This window comes from Mesorhizobium neociceri, from assembly GCF_013520985.1.
In the GTDB taxonomy this organism is placed as follows: domain Bacteria; phylum Pseudomonadota; class Alphaproteobacteria; order Rhizobiales; family Rhizobiaceae; genus Mesorhizobium; species Mesorhizobium neociceri.
In genome coordinates this window covers 82,304-97,708 of the sequence record NZ_JACDTY010000014.1, presented here as the reverse complement: position 1 = coordinate 97,708, position 15,405 = coordinate 82,304, and the positions used below count along the sequence as shown (strand labels likewise).

General features: G+C 64.2%; 17 protein-coding genes. 10 read left to right on the top strand and 7 right to left on the bottom strand.

Going from position 1 to position 15,405, the window contains the following annotated elements; genetic code table 11:
• Position 1: 1 nt before the first annotated feature.
• Positions 2 to 1,429, bottom strand: coding sequence for a LuxR C-terminal-related transcriptional regulator (locus H0241_RS24650; RefSeq protein WP_181060435.1), 1,428 nt, complete (start codon positions 1,427 to 1,429; stop codon positions 2 to 4).
• 173 nt (positions 1,430 to 1,602) lie between these two features.
• Here H0241_RS24650 and H0241_RS24645 point away from each other — a divergent pair, with 173 nt between their 5' ends.
• Positions 1,603 to 1,851 (top strand): DUF1127 domain-containing protein, encoded by a 249-nt coding sequence (locus H0241_RS24645; protein ID WP_235984455.1) that lies wholly within the window; start codon positions 1,603 to 1,605, stop codon positions 1,849 to 1,851.
• Between the two features lie 37 nt (positions 1,852 to 1,888).
• On the opposite strand, the gene H0241_RS24640 is transcribed toward H0241_RS24645, so the two are convergent.
• Entirely contained in the window at positions 1,889 to 2,305 is a 417-nt protein-coding gene (locus H0241_RS24640; RefSeq protein ID WP_181060434.1) for a winged helix-turn-helix transcriptional regulator, read from the bottom strand.
• Positions 2,306 to 2,418: 113 nt separating this feature from the next.
• Here H0241_RS24640 and H0241_RS24635 point away from each other — a divergent pair, with 113 nt between their 5' ends.
• Positions 2,419 to 3,003, top strand: coding sequence for a dihydrofolate reductase family protein (locus H0241_RS24635; RefSeq protein ID WP_181060433.1), 585 nt, complete (start codon positions 2,419 to 2,421; stop codon positions 3,001 to 3,003).
• Positions 3,004 to 3,177: 174 nt separating this feature from the next.
• Here H0241_RS24635 and H0241_RS24630 read toward each other — a convergent pair whose 3' ends face one another.
• Positions 3,178 to 3,597 carry a VOC family protein gene (locus H0241_RS24630; protein WP_181060432.1) on the bottom strand — a complete coding sequence of 140 codons (420 nt, stop codon included), beginning with the start codon at positions 3,595 to 3,597 and terminating at the stop codon, positions 3,178 to 3,180.
• Between the two features lie 256 nt (positions 3,598 to 3,853).
• On the opposite strand from H0241_RS24630, the gene H0241_RS24625 reads away from it, so the two are divergent.
• Both H0241_RS24625 and H0241_RS24620 read left to right on the top strand, forming a co-directional pair.
• Complete coding sequence (locus tag H0241_RS24625; protein ID WP_181060431.1) at positions 3,854 to 5,062, top strand: MFS transporter; 1,209 nt, start codon at positions 3,854 to 3,856, stop codon at positions 5,060 to 5,062.
• A 140-nt stretch (positions 5,063 to 5,202) separates the two neighbouring features.
• Entirely contained in the window at positions 5,203 to 5,832 is a 630-nt protein-coding gene (locus tag H0241_RS24620) for an ankyrin repeat domain-containing protein (protein WP_328824817.1), read from the top strand.
• A gap of 49 nt (positions 5,833 to 5,881) precedes the next feature.
• Here H0241_RS24620 and H0241_RS24615 read toward each other — a convergent pair whose 3' ends face one another.
• From H0241_RS24615 to H0241_RS24600, 4 genes are all read right to left on the bottom strand, one after another.
• A complete protein-coding gene (locus H0241_RS24615) occupies positions 5,882 to 6,184 on the bottom strand; it encodes a DUF1330 domain-containing protein (RefSeq protein ID WP_181060429.1) in 303 nt (100 codons plus the stop codon).
• 15 nt (positions 6,185 to 6,199) lie between these two features.
• The gene (locus tag H0241_RS24610) at positions 6,200 to 6,736 is read right to left on the bottom strand and encodes a GNAT family N-acetyltransferase (protein WP_181060428.1); all 537 of its coding nucleotides are present in this window, start codon (positions 6,734 to 6,736) and stop codon (positions 6,200 to 6,202) included.
• Between the two features lie 132 nt (positions 6,737 to 6,868).
• Positions 6,869 to 7,435, bottom strand: coding sequence for a GNAT family N-acetyltransferase (locus tag H0241_RS24605; protein WP_181060427.1), 567 nt, complete (start codon positions 7,433 to 7,435; stop codon positions 6,869 to 6,871).
• Positions 7,436 to 7,533: 98 nt separating this feature from the next.
• Positions 7,534 to 9,651: a cation:proton antiporter domain-containing protein gene (locus tag H0241_RS24600; RefSeq protein ID WP_235984454.1), complete on the bottom strand. Its 2,118-nt coding sequence runs from the start codon at positions 9,649 to 9,651 to the stop codon at positions 7,534 to 7,536.
• Between the two features lie 199 nt (positions 9,652 to 9,850).
• Here H0241_RS24600 and H0241_RS24595 point away from each other — a divergent pair, with 199 nt between their 5' ends.
• The 6 genes from H0241_RS24595 (at position 9,851) to H0241_RS24575 (ending at position 15,402) form a co-directional block, all read left to right on the top strand.
• Entirely contained in the window at positions 9,851 to 10,036 is a 186-nt protein-coding gene (locus H0241_RS24595) for a hypothetical protein (RefSeq protein ID WP_181060426.1), read from the top strand.
• 208 nt (positions 10,037 to 10,244) lie between these two features.
• On the top strand, positions 10,245 to 12,464 hold the full coding sequence (locus H0241_RS24590) for a sensor domain-containing diguanylate cyclase (RefSeq protein WP_181060425.1): 2,220 nt from the start codon (positions 10,245 to 10,247) through the stop codon (positions 12,462 to 12,464).
• Positions 12,465 to 12,619: 155 nt separating this feature from the next.
• Positions 12,620 to 12,859, top strand: a complete 240-nt coding sequence (locus H0241_RS35775) for a GDCCVxC domain-containing (seleno)protein (protein WP_235984453.1) — start codon at positions 12,620 to 12,622, stop codon at positions 12,857 to 12,859.
• Positions 12,860 to 12,892: 33 nt separating this feature from the next.
• Positions 12,893 to 13,360, top strand: coding sequence for a hypothetical protein (locus H0241_RS24585; RefSeq protein WP_235984452.1), 468 nt, complete (start codon positions 12,893 to 12,895; stop codon positions 13,358 to 13,360).
• Positions 13,361 to 13,494: 134 nt separating this feature from the next.
• Positions 13,495 to 14,931 (top strand): multicopper oxidase family protein, encoded by a 1,437-nt coding sequence (locus H0241_RS24580; protein ID WP_181060424.1) that lies wholly within the window; start codon positions 13,495 to 13,497, stop codon positions 14,929 to 14,931.
• Positions 14,932 to 14,961: 30 nt separating this feature from the next.
• A complete protein-coding gene (locus tag H0241_RS24575; RefSeq protein ID WP_181060423.1) occupies positions 14,962 to 15,402 on the top strand; it encodes a DUF411 domain-containing protein in 441 nt (146 codons plus the stop codon).
• Positions 15,403 to 15,405: the final 3 nt, after the last annotated feature.

Genomic DNA, 15,405 nt, shown 5'->3' with positions numbered 1-15,405 from the left:
CTCAGTCGAGCTTCGCCAGCTTTGCCGCATGACGGATGGTCTTGGCAGCATCCGGGTTGGCTATGGGATATCCGGCGATGAAGCGTTCGACCGAAAACTCGGGAAATTCGGCGCGCAGACGCGCCGCCACGGCGGCAGCCTGCGACGCCTCCCCAACCACCGCGTGCGCCAACGCCAGGAACATCAGCAAATCGGGGGAATCCGGCGCGCCCCGGCGCAGCGATGCGATGGCCTCGCGATGCCTGCCGCCGCCGAACAGGATGCGGCCCTGCATACCGAAATACCAGGACGGCGCCAGCGGATTGAGGCGCATGGCGCGCTCCATGAGCGACATCGCTTCGGTCGGATCGCCAACCACCAGCGCCCTGCTGCCGGCCAGCAGCGCCAGCGTGTCGGCATGGTTGGAACCGTATTCGAACGCGCGCCGGAATGCGCGTTCCGCCGCCTCGAGGTCGCCCAGGCATGCCATGAGATCGCCAAGGCAAGCCTGGGCGCTGCTATCCATCGGGTCGAGCCGGACCGCATTTTCGACGGCCGCCCGCCATCTTTCGATCGCTCCCTTCAAATCGCCATCGAGACCGTGACAGCACTGGATCGAATAGGCGTAGGCGAGCTCGGCCCAGCCCCTGGCAAAGCTGGCGTCGAGCTCGAGCGCGCGTGAAAGCAGCCGTATGGCCTCGGCATTGCCGGCGCGGCTGAACGTGTTGTGATGTTCGACGCCGAGCAAATAGAGGTCATAGGCGCGCAAGCTGGCGGGCGGCCTGCGACGGATTTCATTGCGGCCGATGGTGGCCAGCGCTCCATAACTGCCGGCGACCGCATTGATGACGCTTTCGGTCAGGCTGTCCTGCAGACTGAACACGTCCTCGATCGGGCGGTCGAAGCGATCGCTCCACAGGCTGACGCCGTTCAGCGCATCGGCCAGTTCGACGGTCAGGCGGATGCGATGGTCGTCGGCGCGCAACTGGCCGGACACGATATAGGTGGCGCCAAGCGCCTTGCTGTCGGCGGCGAAATCAGCAGGTATGCTGCCCAGCGCTTTCATGGTGTGAAAACCAATGACCGGCAGATCCCCGTAACGCGCAAGATCGATGGTGATGTCGGATGACAGGCCATCGGCGAAGCGGCCCCAGCGTTCTTCCGGGCTCAGGCTTTCTATCGGGAATATGGCAAGGATCGGCAGCCCGTCCGGTGGATAAGAGGCCGGTTGCGCGACGGAGCCGACCGCAAAATGCGAAGCGAGCGCGATCTTGTTGCGGACGCCAAGCTTTTCGTAGACCGCGGCAAGATGGGTGCGGACCGTCGAAGGCGCGATGAACAGCGCCTCGCCGATCTCGCGATAGGTCAGGCCCGAGGCAAATTTCTCCGCCACCGCGCGCTCGCGGTCCGATAACGCGTCAGCCGGTGAAGACGTCGCGATGCGGTTCATCGGGAATGAGTCCTGCCATCGGATCGGCGCGGTTTCAACCGCGACTGCTGCAAAATACTACAAATGCATGATCCCAAACACCGCATCTGACCGATGGTGAGCCTGCTCGTCGAAGTCCAGATTCCGAGCATGTCCCGCAGATCGGGAAAGCCATGCCAAAGGAGATGAGATCCATGCTGACGAACATATCCGATGTCGATGGCGCGATACGCTTCGACGCCAGCGAAACAGAGGCGAAATTGGCTGCAGGCGCGAAAAACCGGCTCAGCTTGTGGGGCCTGATCAAGGCCTGGGACGACCGTGCCTACTACCGCCGCCAACTGGCACGAATGGCCGGAGATACACCCGAACTGATCGACGACATCGGGCTGACGATGAAGGAGGTAGAGGCCGAGATCGCCAAGCCGTTCTGGCGCCGCTGAGCCACAGGCATCGCGAAAAGGAAGCTAGGGCTGCGCCCTAGCCGATATGCTCGGCCCGCAGCTTCTTCTTCATCTGCTCAAGGGCTACCTCACCGCCTGCGGCCAACTCGTCGGCGATCCTGGCCAGTTCGTTATCGGCCTTGCGGTATTTGCTGCCCCAGGCGCCGAGCGTCGACAGCACCGGCAACAGGTCGATGCCCGCCTCGGTCAGCCGGTAGATCGCCTTGAGCTTGTGCGTGGGGTCGTCGCTTTTGGTGACGATGCCCTCGTCCTGCAAGGTCTGCAGCCGCTCGGCCAGCGTGCGCGACGAGATGCCCTCGTCGGACTGCAAAAACTCCCGGAAGTGCGTCTTCCCCGCGAAAATCATGTCGCGAACGATCAGCAGCGTCCAGCGGTCGCCAAGCAATTCGAGCGACAGGCTCATGGGACAGCCGGATCTTTCCCTGGTCGACATTTCTATGGTTCCATTTTTAAATCACTTTACTATTGACATCATTTTCTCCTTGCGTCAATGGTTTCAAAAGTAAAGCATTTTTCAAGCACTCAGATCGAGCGAGGAGAACGACGATGAGGAAGCTGATCCTGCAAATGCAGATGTCTGTCGACGGTTTTGTCGGCGCTGCCGGCAACGAACACTGGCAGCTCTGGGAATGGGGCGACAACTGCCCGTGGGACGACGAATTGAAGCAGGATTTCAACGCGGTGTTTGCCGGCATCGACACCATTCTGCTCAGCCGCAAGATGGCCGAAGAAGGCTACCTCAGCCATTGGGGCAATGCGGCGAAAAACTATCCGCGCGATCCCTTCTATGCTTTCGCGCAGCGTATCGTCGAGGCGCGCAAGGTGGTGCTGACTGACAAGCTCGCGGCTTCGCGGTGGGAGCGCACGATGCTTGCCAGCGGCGACCTGCCGCGCGAGGTCAAAGTGCTGAAAGCCGAGGGCGGCGGCAACATGGCGGTGTTCGGCGGCGCCGGCTTTGCCTCGGCGCTGATTGCCGCGGGGCTGATCGACGAATTCCAGCTGTTCATCAATCCGGCGGCGCTCGGCGACGGCGAGCGGATTTTCGACCGCGGCGGCTTCAGGCAACTGCGCCTCGTCGGCTCGAAAGCCTATGCCTGCGGCATGGTGGTGAACCGTTACGCCCCGGCTTGACCTAGAGCAATTCCAGGAAAGGTTTGAACGGTTTTCCCGGGAAAAGCGCGTCGCGCTTTCCGTTGGGAATTGCGTTAGTCAAAGAGACAAGCGGCTCAATTATTGAATCGATGAACCGCTGCAACTTTTTGTTTTCACATACGGAAAGCCGCTTCGCGGTTTCCTTGGGATTGCCTAGAAATTAATCTCGACCGAAGCGGCACTGCGCTTTGCCGGCCCGTGAAACACCGCCTCGATGTTGTTGCCGTCGGGGTCAAGCAGGAAGGCGGCGTAGTAACCGGGATGGTAGGGCCGCTCGCCCGGCGCGCCGTTGTCGGTGCCGCCGGTATCAAGGCCGGCCGTGTAAAAGGCATCGACCATGGCGTTGTCCCTGGCCTGGAAGGCCAGATGATGGCGCCCGGTCAGTTGCCCCCTCGCCGCCCGGCTATCGAGGCTGGAGATGAACAGCTCGTCGGCCCAGAAATAGTCCTCCGCCTCGCCGCCGATCGGAATGCCGAGCACTGCAAAAACGGCTTCGTAGAAGCGCCGGCTGGCCTGCAGGTCTTTGACCACCAGCTGGATGTGGTCGATGAGGCGGCCGCGATGCAGCTCCATGAGCGATCTCTCCCGTTTACGAGATCACAAACCTAGTGCCGCAGAATGGCTCGTCAATTCGGCTGTGTATTTTGTCGGCGCGTCGCAGCCCTTGCGCCGCCTGCTTTTGCGGCCTCCGGATGGACTTCCATGCAAACCGGATAAAAAATGCAACCGGATTGTCGGATTCGAAATCCCGCCAACGTCCTTCGGACGCAAGTGGCGTGACGAGGCTGGAAAAAATCGCGCCGCATCGAACCGATTTCGGGAGAAGACCATGAACAATTCCTACCGTTGGGTCATCGTCGCGGCTGGCGCGTTGATGACCTGTGTGGCGCTCGGCGCGATGTTTTCGCTGGCGATCTTTCTCGAGCCGATGGCGCTCGACACCAACTGGTCGCGCACCGGCATTTCCAGCGCCATGACGCTGAACTTTCTGGTGATGGGCGCCGGCGGTTTCGCCTGGGGCGCCATCTATGACCGCGTCGGCGCCCGACCCGTCGTCCTTGCCGGCGCGGTGCTGCTTGGCCTGTCGCTGGTGGTGGCAAGCCGCGCCCAATCGCTGCTGGTCTTCCAGCTGAGCTATGGCGTCATCGTCGGCCTCGCGGCCAGCGCCTTCTTCGCGCCGATGATCGCGCTGACCACCGCCTGGTTCGACACCCATCGCAGCCTTGCCGTGTCGCTTGTCTCGGCCGGCATGGGCGTGGCGCCGATGACCATCTCGCCCTTCGCGCGCTGGCTGATCACGGCCTATGACTGGCGCACGGCGATGTTCGACATCGGCGTGATGGCTTGGGTGCTGTTGCTGCCGGCCGTCTTGCTGGTGCGCCAGCCGTCAGCGGCGGTCGCGGCATCGGATGGCAGCGCGCCGACGCTTGCCGCCGATCCCGGAATGAGCGTCGGCCAGGCGTTGCGCTCGCCGCAATTCCTGGTGCTGGGCATGACCTTTTTCGCCTGCTGCGCGGCGCATTCGGGGCCGATCTTCCACATGGTGAGCTATGCCATGGCCTGCGGCGTGGCGCCGATGGCGGCGGTGTCGATCTACAGCGTCGAGGGCCTTGCCGGCCTTGGCGGGCGCGTGCTCTACGGCGTTCTCGGCGACAGGCTGGGCGCCAAGCCGGTGCTGATCGTGGGCCTCGTCATCCAGGCGGTGGTGATTGCCGCCTATCTCGCCGTCGGCAATCTCGAGCAGTTCTATCTCCTGGCCATCATCTTCGGCGCCACCTATGGCGGCGTCATGCCGCTCTATGCGGTGCTGGCGCGCGACTATTTCGGACCGCGCATCATCGGCACGGTGCTTGGCGCCGCCACGATGCTGTCCAGCCTCGGCATGTCGTTCGGACCGCTCGCCGGCGGCATGATCTTCGACGCCTATGCCAGCTACTCCTGGCTGTTCATCGGCTCGGCGCTGATTGGCCTGGGTGCTGCCGGCATCGCCATCGCCTTCCCGCCGCAGCCCGGCCGGGAGCGGCTGCAAGCGGCTTGAAGTCCCTGGTTTCCGCCCTGGCGGCGCGGAAATCTGTTTGCCCGATGCATGCGAATATGAAAGGCTTCCGACCGAAGATACCGCACGCCGGCCAGGCCGGCGTGCGGTCTTGGCCAAGTCTGTTCACGGAGGCAGTTGCAGTGGGCCTGGAAGCCGAGGACGCGAAAGGCTGGTCGACCCTGTTGGGTGCGGCGGAGAAAGGCGACATCGAGACCCTCCGCGCCGAGCTGGCTGCCGGGGCCGACATCAACCAGACGGATGAGGGCGGCTGGTCGGCATTGCATCTGGCGGCCCACAACGCCCGCGGCCCGGTGCTCGAAGCGCTGATTTCGCATCCGCAGATCAACGTGAATTCCAGGAACAAGTGGAAGAGCACGCCGCTCAGCCTCGCCGCGGCCAAGGGACACCACGCCGCCGTGACGGCGCTGGTCAAGCATCCCGACATCGATATCGACGCGCGCGCCGACTACTATGGCCGGACAGCGCTGATCGAGGCGGCAAGGACCGGGCATCTGGATATCGTCAAGCTGCTCGTCGAACACGGCGCCGACGTCAATGCGGCCGACAAGACCGGCCGCAACAGCGCGCTCATCGAGGCGATCAAGGGGCGGCACTATGACGTGGCGCAATATCTGCTGGAAACGAGGAAGGTGAACTTCCTCAACAAGGACATGCGGCTCAATGCCTTGATCTGGGCCGGCAGCACCCGCAATGCCGAGCTTATCGAGAAGCTGGAAGCCGCGATCCACGCTTTCTTCGAAGGCAAGTAAGCGCGTCAGATCGCTCCGGCACATTTCTCCCAGCGCGACAGATCACGGCCTAGATCGGTGACAAAGCGATCCCTTCGACAGCCAGTATGCGTGTCCTGGCGCTGCGAAAGCGGATCTCCTTCAAACGCTCGTATTCCGGCGAGTCATACCAGGCCGAAAGCGATGCCATGTCGGGAAATTCGATGATGACGAGGCGGTGCGGGTGCCAGTCGCCCTCGAACACCTTGGTCGCGCCGCCGCGCGCGAGATAGCGGCCGCCGTAGCGCTCCTCGGTGGCCGGAACCTCACGCCTGTATTGATCGAATACGGCCGCGTCGGTGATATCGACATCGGCGATAAGATAGGCCGCCATCGGCGTTCTCCCTTCTCAAATTGTCTTCCACATCATCAGGATCGGAACCGGCGCGCCGCCGCTGTCGTCGAAGATCTTTTTCCCGGGCTGGTAGCCGCAGGCCCGATAGAGCGGCTCTCCGGCCATTGTTGCTCCGAGCTCGACACGACGAAAGCCTTCGTCCCTTGCCGCACTTTCGCAAATGGCGAGGATAAGGCGGCCAATGCCGCGCCGCACGAAATCGGGATGCGTATACATCGCCCTGACGCGCGCCGCGTCCTTGGCGGGATCGAGCAGCGCCGCGTTGCGTTCGGGCGACTGATCGCCGCCATACATAGTCGCGCGCCGGCTCCAGCCACCGCAGCCAGCAAGAGCCCCACCGCAGGTCACGACAAAATAGGTTCCATCATCGATTAGCTGCGTGTCCAGGCCCATGATCGTACGGCTGGATTCGATCTGGGCGTCGTCGAGGAAGGGTTTCTGCAGCTCGGCAATCGCCAGCGCCATCAGCGCCGAAATCCCCGCCATGTCGTCGCGTGTCGCTGTCCGGTACTGCAACTCCTGGCCAACCATCAGGGAAATCCCAAAGACCGTCGACAATCGCAATAATATATTAGAACTTGCTCATACTGAAGCTGAATTCGGAAAACGGAGCTGCCAGAATTTGGGTTCCCCACCCTATGGAAGCAGGAGAGGAACCTGGCGTCAAACGCCGCCGGCCTCCACCGTTATTGCGACCACCCAGCGGTGCTTGCCGATCTTGCGGGCGCGCTGAAAACCTTGGCGTTCGAACATCGCCAGCGTGCCATTGTGCAGGAAGGCGCCAGCGACCGAGCGGCCTTCCGCATCCTCGGGATAGCTTTCCACCGTGCCGCCGCCGAGGCGGGCGATCTCGGCGAGCGCGCCGGCAAGTGCTGCCGCCGCCACACCCTTGCCGCGATAGGCCTTGTCGGAGAAGAAGCAGGTGATGCGCCAGTCCGGCAGGCTCGTCAGCCCTTCCTCATAGGCGCGCCGGTGCTTTATACGCGGCAGCTCCTGCGTCGGGCCGAACTGGCACCAGCCGACACAGGCCGCGCCATCGAAAACGAGGGCCGCATGTGCATGGCCCTCGCGGACCCGGGCCTCCTTCTCGGCGCGGTTCCCTGCGGCGCCGACGCCTTTGGCGTGGAAGGCCATGCACCAGCAGCCGCCCCAGACGCCATTGTGCCGCTCGACCAGCGTGGCGAACTGCGGCCAGGTGTTTTCGTCGAGGGGTTTTGCGCTGAAGCTCATCGTGACCTCTCCGACACCGAGGATAACCAATCGGGAGAGATTTTGAAGCTTGGCCGCTTGCTATCATAATGGCATCGCGATTGCTTTGCGCGGAAGCCTCACCCGGTTCCCGTGCCAGACCGCAGCGCCTCGCGATCCTCGTCGTCCCGACGCAGCCTGGAATCGGAGATCAGCACCACCGGGCATTGGCAGCGCTGCAGCACGCCGGTGGTCGTCTCGCCGAAGATGAGTTCCTCGCCGGTGCGCCGCGCCACGCCCATGACGATCAACGCCGCCCCCCTGCCCGCCTGGCGGGCAATGGCATCGGCGGCGGCGGCCCGGCTGCGGATGGCCGTCTCGATCTCGACGCCGTAGCGGTCGGCAAGTGCTACGATATCCTTCAACACCGCCTCCCTGCGGCGATGCGAGACCGTGTCGCGCGGCTCGTCGCGGCCGACGCGCGCGACATAGAGCATCTTGACCGGCGCACCGGTTACGGCTGCGATGGCCAGCGCCAATTCGGCGCCGCGGCGCGCGATCGCGGTGCCGTTGACCGGCACCAGGATCTTGCCGGTTCCGGGGCCTAGCCTTGGCATCTGGCGGCCGGCGCCGGCCGGTTTCAGCACCAGGCAGAGCGGCCCCTCGAAGGCGCCGGCGATCTCGTTGAGGCGGCGTGTGAAGCCGCCCTTCGAGGTGACCGCGCGGCCGAGCCCGATCAGCAGCAGCCCGTAGCCCTTGCGCGCCTCCCTGGCGACCATTTCGGCTGAAAGTTCGACCTCATGGCGGCGCGTGACGAGCGCCGCGCGAGCCGGCTCCTCGTCCGAACTCCTGGCGGCCTCGCGGCTGTCCTCGGCGCCCTTATCGAGTGGTTCCACGTTGGGCTCGGCGTCTTCGCTCTCGCCGCGGGCATGCAACACCGTCGTCGGCCTGCCCGCGCCGATAACGCCGGCGAGGTACGCAGCGAAGCGGCCGATAACGCCCTCGTCGGTCACCACCAGCAGCCGCTCCAGATTGGCGATGAAGCCGCGCTGGTCGATCTCCTCGCGCTCCAGCCGCTTCTTTTCGTTCTCGCCCATCGGCAGGCGGCCAAGCGCCCATCGCAAGGTCGGCGGCATGGCGAGGGTGGTAATGACGGCCATGGTGACGATCATGGTGAAGAGGGTGTGCGAGAGCACGCCGATCGACAGGCCGATCGAGGCGACGATGACCTCGGTCGAGCCGCGCGCATTCATGCCGCAACCAACGGCGATGCCTTCCCTGCGGCTCATGCCGGCAAGCTCGGCGCCGATGAAGGCGCCGGCGAATTTGCCGAAGCTGGCGATCGCGACCAGCGCCACGGTGAGCAGCGCCAGCTGCGGGTCGACAAGCACGGTGAGGTCGGCAGAAAGGCCGGCGACGCCGAAGAACACCGGCATGAACAGCGCTGTGATGACGCCACGCAACTGCCCCTCGATGTGGCGCGACAGGATCGGCGACTCGCCGACCAATATGCCGGCGACGAAAGCTCCGAGCACGGTGTGGACGCCGATCAAATCGGTGATCAATGCCATCGCGCCCATGATGGCGAGGATGACGGTGACGACGGCGTATTCGCTGCGGAACGTGTCGTTGGTCCAGCGGATGGCATCGAAAACGATGCGGCGGCCGAGCGTGAAGGAAAACGCCATGAAGGCGCCGACGCCGACAATGGTGAAGACAAGGCTGCCGAGCTCGATGCGCCCCTTGGTGGCGATGCCGATGGTGATGGCGATGATCACCCAGCCGATCGTGTCCTCGATGATGGCCGACGAGACGATGATCTGGCCGAGGTCGCGGCGCATGAAGTTCATCTCGCGCACCACCATGGCGACGATCTTGACCGAGGAGATCGACAGCGCCGTGCCGAGGAAAAGGCCGGCGACGATGCGCTCGGTTCCCTCGGCCAGCAGCGTGGCCGGCATGAACTGGGCGGCGGCGAAGCCGAGCGCGAAAGGCACGGCGACACCAGCGGCGGAGATGGAAAAACAGGCGCGTCCGACACGGCGCACCAGCCGCAGATCCGTCTCCATGCCGGTAAGCAGCAAAAGCATCAATACGCCGAGCTGTGCGATGGCGTTGATCATGCTCTTCTGCGCGGCGTCGCCTGAAAAGATCACGCGTTCTGCTTCCGGCCATAGCCAGCCGAGCAGCGACGGCCCAAGCAGGATGCCGCCGATGAGCTGGCCCATCACCGCCGGCTGGCCGAGGCGCTCCAGCAACTCGCCAATGCCGCGGCCGACCAGCAGGACATGCGCCTCTCATTCTGCCCGAAATAACGGTTACATGCGACATCGATTGCACGGTCGCGCGCGGCCGGCGGCACTGCGACAATTCGATTCAAATGCGGCTGTGGATGTTTGCTTTCGGGTAAAGCGAGTCGCACATGTTCGGCGCACGGCGGGCAATAAGGAGAAGCTAATGAAAAGCGACTTTGCCGCCGCCCGGCTGCATCTGGAGCGGGCCTGCCACTATCTGCGAGGCGACGACGAAACGAGCAGCGAGGCCCTTGCGGCGCTCGACCTGTTGATCGAGGCGATCGTTGCGGCCCAGTACACACGGCCGGCGGAGGTGGTGGATTTTCCACGGTCGGCAAGGCTGCGGTAGTCCCACGAAGAGGCCGCTTCGGGTAGGAGCGGCCTCGGCATGCCATCGGCTGACGAGCCGGCAATCGCCTGTCTTTAATCGCGTTCGACGGGACAAGGTTCGGGCTCGCCGTTAGCACGTTGATAAGCATTTGGTAATAAAAGACAGACAATGAAATACAGGCTCGATCCAGCGTATAGGATGCCGGTATCCTCGGCGGATTCGTGTCATGCGCATTAGAAGCCAGATCATCCTCAGCATGGTGAGCGCCGCGGCCTTGATCGGGCTGGTTGGCGGCGTTGCCATTTTTACGCAGAAAGCAGCGACCAACTCGCTGGGATTGACCGAAGCGACCAACGTCGCGCGCGAACTGGCCGACACCATCGTCTTCAAATCATCCGACGGTTCGCCTTCGCTGCTCGAGCGGCCTGACGCGCTGCGCGAATTCCTGGAGTTGCAGCACCATCGCTCGCTCAGGGATTTCCTGGTCGTCGACCGCAACAAGGTCCTCCTCGCCCATGCCGCCGACGAGGAACACACGATCGGCGAGAAGTTCGATCACGACCCCAATAACGAAGTCGGCCAGACCCTGGCGGACGGCGTCCCGCGCAAGTTTTCCGATGCCCATGAGGCAAACGAGATACTTGCCGTTCCGATACAGAATGCCGAGGGTGCGATCGCCGGCGCCGTGCTGCTGGAATACGATCCCCTGCTGCGCGCCGCCGAACAGCGCACCAACGACATGCTCTGGCTGGTTGGCCTCAGCGCGGCGGCCGCAATGCTGGTAGCGACGGCATTCGCATGGCTGCTGCTCAACCGTTTCGGCGCCGGCCTTTCCGACATGATGCGAGGCATGCAATCGCTGGCAAAAGGCGATGCCATGACGCGCATAGATCACACCCGCAAGGACGAGTTCGGGCAATTGGCGCACGGCTTCAACATGATGGCCGACCAGCTTGCCTCCGCAAAAGCTCACACCGAGGACATCGTCGAGACGGCGGCCGAAGGTATTGCCGTGCTGGACGCCGATGGCCGCGTCGCCAGCGTCAATCCCGCGGCGGCGGCGATGATCGGACGGCGCGCCGACAAGATCGTCGGGCAGGACTGGGCCTCGGTGATGACAATGCGTGATCCCAGAGGCGGTGAGTTCGCCGGCGGCGCGTCGCCTGTCGAGCAGGCCTTGACCACCGGCCGCCAGCACCAAAGCGAAGTGCGCCTGGCCAAGTCGGATGGCTCGCATGTGCCGGTGATCGCGAGCTGCAGTCCGCTCAGCAGGTCCGACGGCGGTCTCGTGCTGACGCTGAGCGACATCAGCGAGCTGCGCCGCGCCGAGGGGGTGGTCAACGAGCGTGCCGATCAGCTTGCGGTGCTCAACCGTGAGCTGCACGAGAAGTCGGAGACCACGACCCGTCTGGTCAAGCTTGGGGAGCTGCTGCAGGCCTGCGTGACTTTCCCCGAAGCGTTTTCAGTGGTCGGCACCGCCATGGCCGAGTTCCTTGGTGGCCTGAGCGGAACCGTCCACTTGACCAGTGCCTCGCGCAACCTGGTCGAGGAAATGGCGCATTGGGGCGATATTCGGTCGAGCGTCGGGCAATTTGCGCCGGAAGACTGCTGGGCCCTGAGACGCGGCCAGGAGCATGTCGCCGGCCCTGGCATGCTGACGCCGCGCTGCGCCCATATCACCGAGAACGGCAAGAAGGGCTATGTCTGCATGCCGCTGGCGGCGCAAGGCGAGACGCTGGGCATCCTGCATCTGTGCGAGCCGAATGCGGCCGAGAGACCGCAGTGGCTGGCTGAACGGCAACAGATCCTGCGCGGCGTCGTCGACACGCTGGCATTGGCGCTGGCCAATCTTCGGCTGCGCGAGACGCTCAGGCAGCAATCGATCCGCGATCCGAACACCGGCCTGTTCAACCGGCGCTATCTCGAGGAAACGAGCAGCCGCGAACTGCGCCGGATGGAACGCTCGGCCCAGCCGCTGACGATCCTCATGCTCGACGTCGATCACTTCAAGCAGTTCAACGACACGTTCGGGCACGAAGCAGGCGACCTCGTCTTGAAGCAGGTCGCCGCGACATTGATCGAGCACGCCAGGGACAGCGATGTCGTGTCGCGCTACGGCGGCGAGGAATTCGCCATCGTCATGCCGGGATGCTCGCTCGAGGAAGGCGCCGAACGGGCGGAAGCGCTGCGCCAGGCTATCAGGCAGCTTCACCTGACGCATCGCGGCCGCACGCTGGGCACCGTGACGGTCTCGTTCGGGGTCGCCGCCTACCCCGAGCATGGAGCGGGCTGGGCTGAAATCACCAATGCCGCCGATCATGCGCTTTATGAGGCCAAGGGCGAAGGACGCGACCGCGTCGTCGTCGCCAAGAGCGGCGCGCCCGGCGAGCGGCCCGCGATCCAGCTGGTATCGGCCGCGAAAGCGAGTGTGGACATCAAGGGCTAGGCTTTCGCCCGATCAGCTATGTGCTTAGCGGAAAGCATGTGAGATGGTGATGTACGCATAACCTCACTGGAGGCCGATGCACTCGCGCCTGTGTCGGCGCGGTCATGGTCGGTGCGAGCGTTGCCACTACTGATTGCTGAACCGGTGCGATCCGCATGACGCAACTCACATCCACCCTCACCTGTCCGAATTGCGGGCATCAAGCCAGCGAGACGATGCCGGTCGATGCTTGCCAGTTCTTTTACGAATGCAGACGCTGCGGGACGTTGCTCCGGCTGAAGGCGGGATACTGTTGCGTTTTCTGCTCGTACGGAGATGTGCCGTGTCCGCCGGTCCAGGAGGCGCGTGCCGGAGGACCGCCGGCGTCGTGCGGCGGCAAGGATTGTCAGGGTTGACGAGTTCACGCCAAGCGAAGCCGAGCGGCCGTGATGTCGCAGCAGCTGGCGATCACGGGCTTGGGACTTGCAAAAGCCGCGCTTTGCGGTCAGCCTAAAGGGATGGTGGCCCGGCTTTCGCCAAAACATCTGCTCGTCATGCTGCTCGCGGTCTTTCTGACCGCCGGGTTCAGCCTGTCCGCCGCTCAAGCCAGCGCCATGTCCGCAACGATGACAATGACAGCCGACGACAGCATGGCGATGCCCGCCGGTGCAGGCATGGGCAAGATGGCCGATGTCGGCATGAAGGGCGACTGCAAGGCCTGCCTCAAGGATGCCGGTGACAATGGCAATCCGATGCACTGTTCGCCGACCTGCATCGCGCCCGTGTTTGCGGTGCTGCCGCAGGGCCTTGCCATGACGACAGCTCCCCGCTTGCGGCAGCCGGCAGCGCTGCCCACACCGTTCCCGTACGGGCGAAGTTCCCTGCCCGACCCATACCCTCCCAGACCCAGCGCCTGACGCCGATTCAGCCGTCTTACGGCTGACCCCGGCGCCTGATCGCCTGCGCGCGCAAGAAGCGCCGCGGGCACGCATGGCAATCCAGTTCGATGTCGGCATGCCCGCCATCGATCGAGATCGCAAAGGGTTGAAGGGTGAATTACGATTTCCATTATTCCATATCGCGCCGCGGGCTTCTCGCGGCAGTGGCGGGCGCTGCCGTGTCCGCTTCGCTGCGTCCCGCGCGCGCCTCGGCCGTGGACCAACGCCAGATCAAGGTTGCGCCGGGCCAGGCGCCGTTGAACGGCGTCGACGGCCAATCTACCGCTGTCTGGACCTACAACGGCATCGTCCCCGGGCCGGCGCTGCGGCTGCGGCAGGGCGAGCCCGTCCGCATCACCATCGAGAACGGGTTGGATGAGGACACAACGGTTCATTGGCACGGCATCCGCTTGCCGAACGCCATGGACGGTGTGCCCGGCCTGACCCAATCGCCCATCAAGCCGGAAACAAGCTTCATCTACGAGTTCACGCCGCCAGACGCGGGCACCTTCTGGTACCACCCGCATGCCGACAGCCTGGTGCAACTCGGCCGCGGTCTTGCCGGCCCGCTCATCGTCGAGGAGGCCGAGCCCGTCGCCGTCGACCGCGACCTGCTCTGGTTGCTGCAAGATTGGCGACTCGCCGCCGACGGCCAGATCGCCGGCGGCTTCGGCAGCGCCATGGATGCGTCGATGTCCGGCCGCGTCGGCAACCTCATCACCATCAACGGCACCGCGCCGGGCGATCAGAATGTGAGGGCGGGCGAGCGCGTCAGGCTGCGGCTCGCCAATGCCTCGCTGGCCCGCATGATGGCGCTTCGCTTCGAAGGCCACCGCCCGGTCGTCGTCGCGGTCGACGGCCAGCCCTGCGACCCGCATGAGCCGGAGGACGGCCGCCTGGTGCTGGCGCCGGCCATGCGCATCGACATCGTTCTCGACTTGCAAGGTGACCCCGGCAGCAGCCACGCGGTCATAGACGACTTCTATGACGGCCTTGCCTATACGCTGACCAATCTCGCCTATGACAAAGCGGCGCCGTTGCGCGCCCATCCTCTCGACGCGCCTGTCGGCCTGCCGCGCAATCCGCTACCCGCGCCGGACCTCGCGAACGCCGTGCACCAAGAGATCATGCTGCAGGGCGGCATGATGGGCGGCGGCAAGCTGAAGGGCGTCGGCGGCATGATGGGCATGGGAATGCCCGGCATGAACGGGGGTGCCGCCTGGGCGATCAACGGCATGTCGATGACCGGCGACGGCCACGCCGGCATGGCGCCGCAGTTCACGCTCGAACGGAGCGCCACCTGCCACCTCACCATCCGCAACGAGACCGCCTGGTGGCATCCCATGCACATCCACGGCTTCAGCATGCTGGTGCTGTCGCGCAACGGCGCGGCCGTGCCACACCGGCAATGGCAGGACACGGTGCTGCTCGCCCCCAAGGACACGATCGAATGCGCCTTCGTCGCCGACAATCCCGGCGACTGGATGCTGCACTGCCATGTCGCCGACCACCAGATGGCCGGCCTGATGACCGTGCTCCGCGTCAAATGAAGTTGAACCGCTTACCCAAAGGAGACTGAAATGAAACTGATCTATCGCCTAGTCGCCCTCACCGCCCTTGTCGCAACGCCCCTGCCCGCAGTCGCGGCGACGATCCAGGCGGTCATGTACAAGAACCCGCAATGCAGCTGCTGCGAATCCTACGCCAACTACCTTGAGCACAACGGATTCAAAGTGGACATCAAGCCGGTCAACAATCTGTCGCAGATCAGCAGCGATGCAGGTGTGCCCGCCGACCTTGAGGGCTGCCACACGCTGATGGTTGACGGCTACGTCGTCGACGGTCTGGTGCCGGTCGACATCGTCAAGAAGCTGTTGACCGAACGGCCCGCCATCACCGGCATCACGCTGGCCGGCATGCCGACAGGCGCCCCCGGCATGGGCGGCGAAAAGGATGGCACCTGGACGATCTACGCCTTCACCAAGGACGGCAAGGCGCCAACCGTCTACGCGACGGAGTGAGAG

Coding starts and splice junctions, on each gene's coding strand:
- H0241_RS24650 (WP_181060435.1), bottom strand. CDS start 1,429: ATGAACCGCATCGCGACGTCTTCACCGGCTGACGCGTTATCGGACCGC.
- H0241_RS24595 (WP_181060426.1), top strand. CDS start 9,851: ATGAAAAGCGACTTTGCCGCCGCCCGGCTGCATCTGGAGCGGGCCTGC.
- H0241_RS24610 (WP_181060428.1), bottom strand. CDS start 6,736: ATGGTTGGCCAGGAGTTGCAGTACCGGACAGCGACACGCGACGACATG.
- H0241_RS24645 (WP_235984455.1), top strand. CDS start 1,603: ATGCTGACGAACATATCCGATGTCGATGGCGCGATACGCTTCGACGCC.
- H0241_RS24615 (WP_181060429.1), bottom strand. CDS start 6,184: ATGGCGGCCTATCTTATCGCCGATGTCGATATCACCGACGCGGCCGTA.
- H0241_RS24575 (WP_181060423.1), top strand. CDS start 14,962: ATGAAACTGATCTATCGCCTAGTCGCCCTCACCGCCCTTGTCGCAACG.
- H0241_RS35775 (WP_235984453.1), top strand. CDS start 12,620: ATGACGCAACTCACATCCACCCTCACCTGTCCGAATTGCGGGCATCAA.
- H0241_RS24590 (WP_181060425.1), top strand. CDS start 10,245: ATGCGCATTAGAAGCCAGATCATCCTCAGCATGGTGAGCGCCGCGGCC.
- H0241_RS24605 (WP_181060427.1), bottom strand. CDS start 7,435: ATGAGCTTCAGCGCAAAACCCCTCGACGAAAACACCTGGCCGCAGTTC.
- H0241_RS24585 (WP_235984452.1), top strand. CDS start 12,893: ATGTCGCAGCAGCTGGCGATCACGGGCTTGGGACTTGCAAAAGCCGCG.
- H0241_RS24640 (WP_181060434.1), bottom strand. CDS start 2,305: ATGTCGACCAGGGAAAGATCCGGCTGTCCCATGAGCCTGTCGCTCGAA.
- H0241_RS24630 (WP_181060432.1), bottom strand. CDS start 3,597: ATGGAGCTGCATCGCGGCCGCCTCATCGACCACATCCAGCTGGTGGTC.
- H0241_RS24625 (WP_181060431.1), top strand. CDS start 3,854: ATGAACAATTCCTACCGTTGGGTCATCGTCGCGGCTGGCGCGTTGATG.
- H0241_RS24635 (WP_181060433.1), top strand. CDS start 2,419: ATGAGGAAGCTGATCCTGCAAATGCAGATGTCTGTCGACGGTTTTGTC.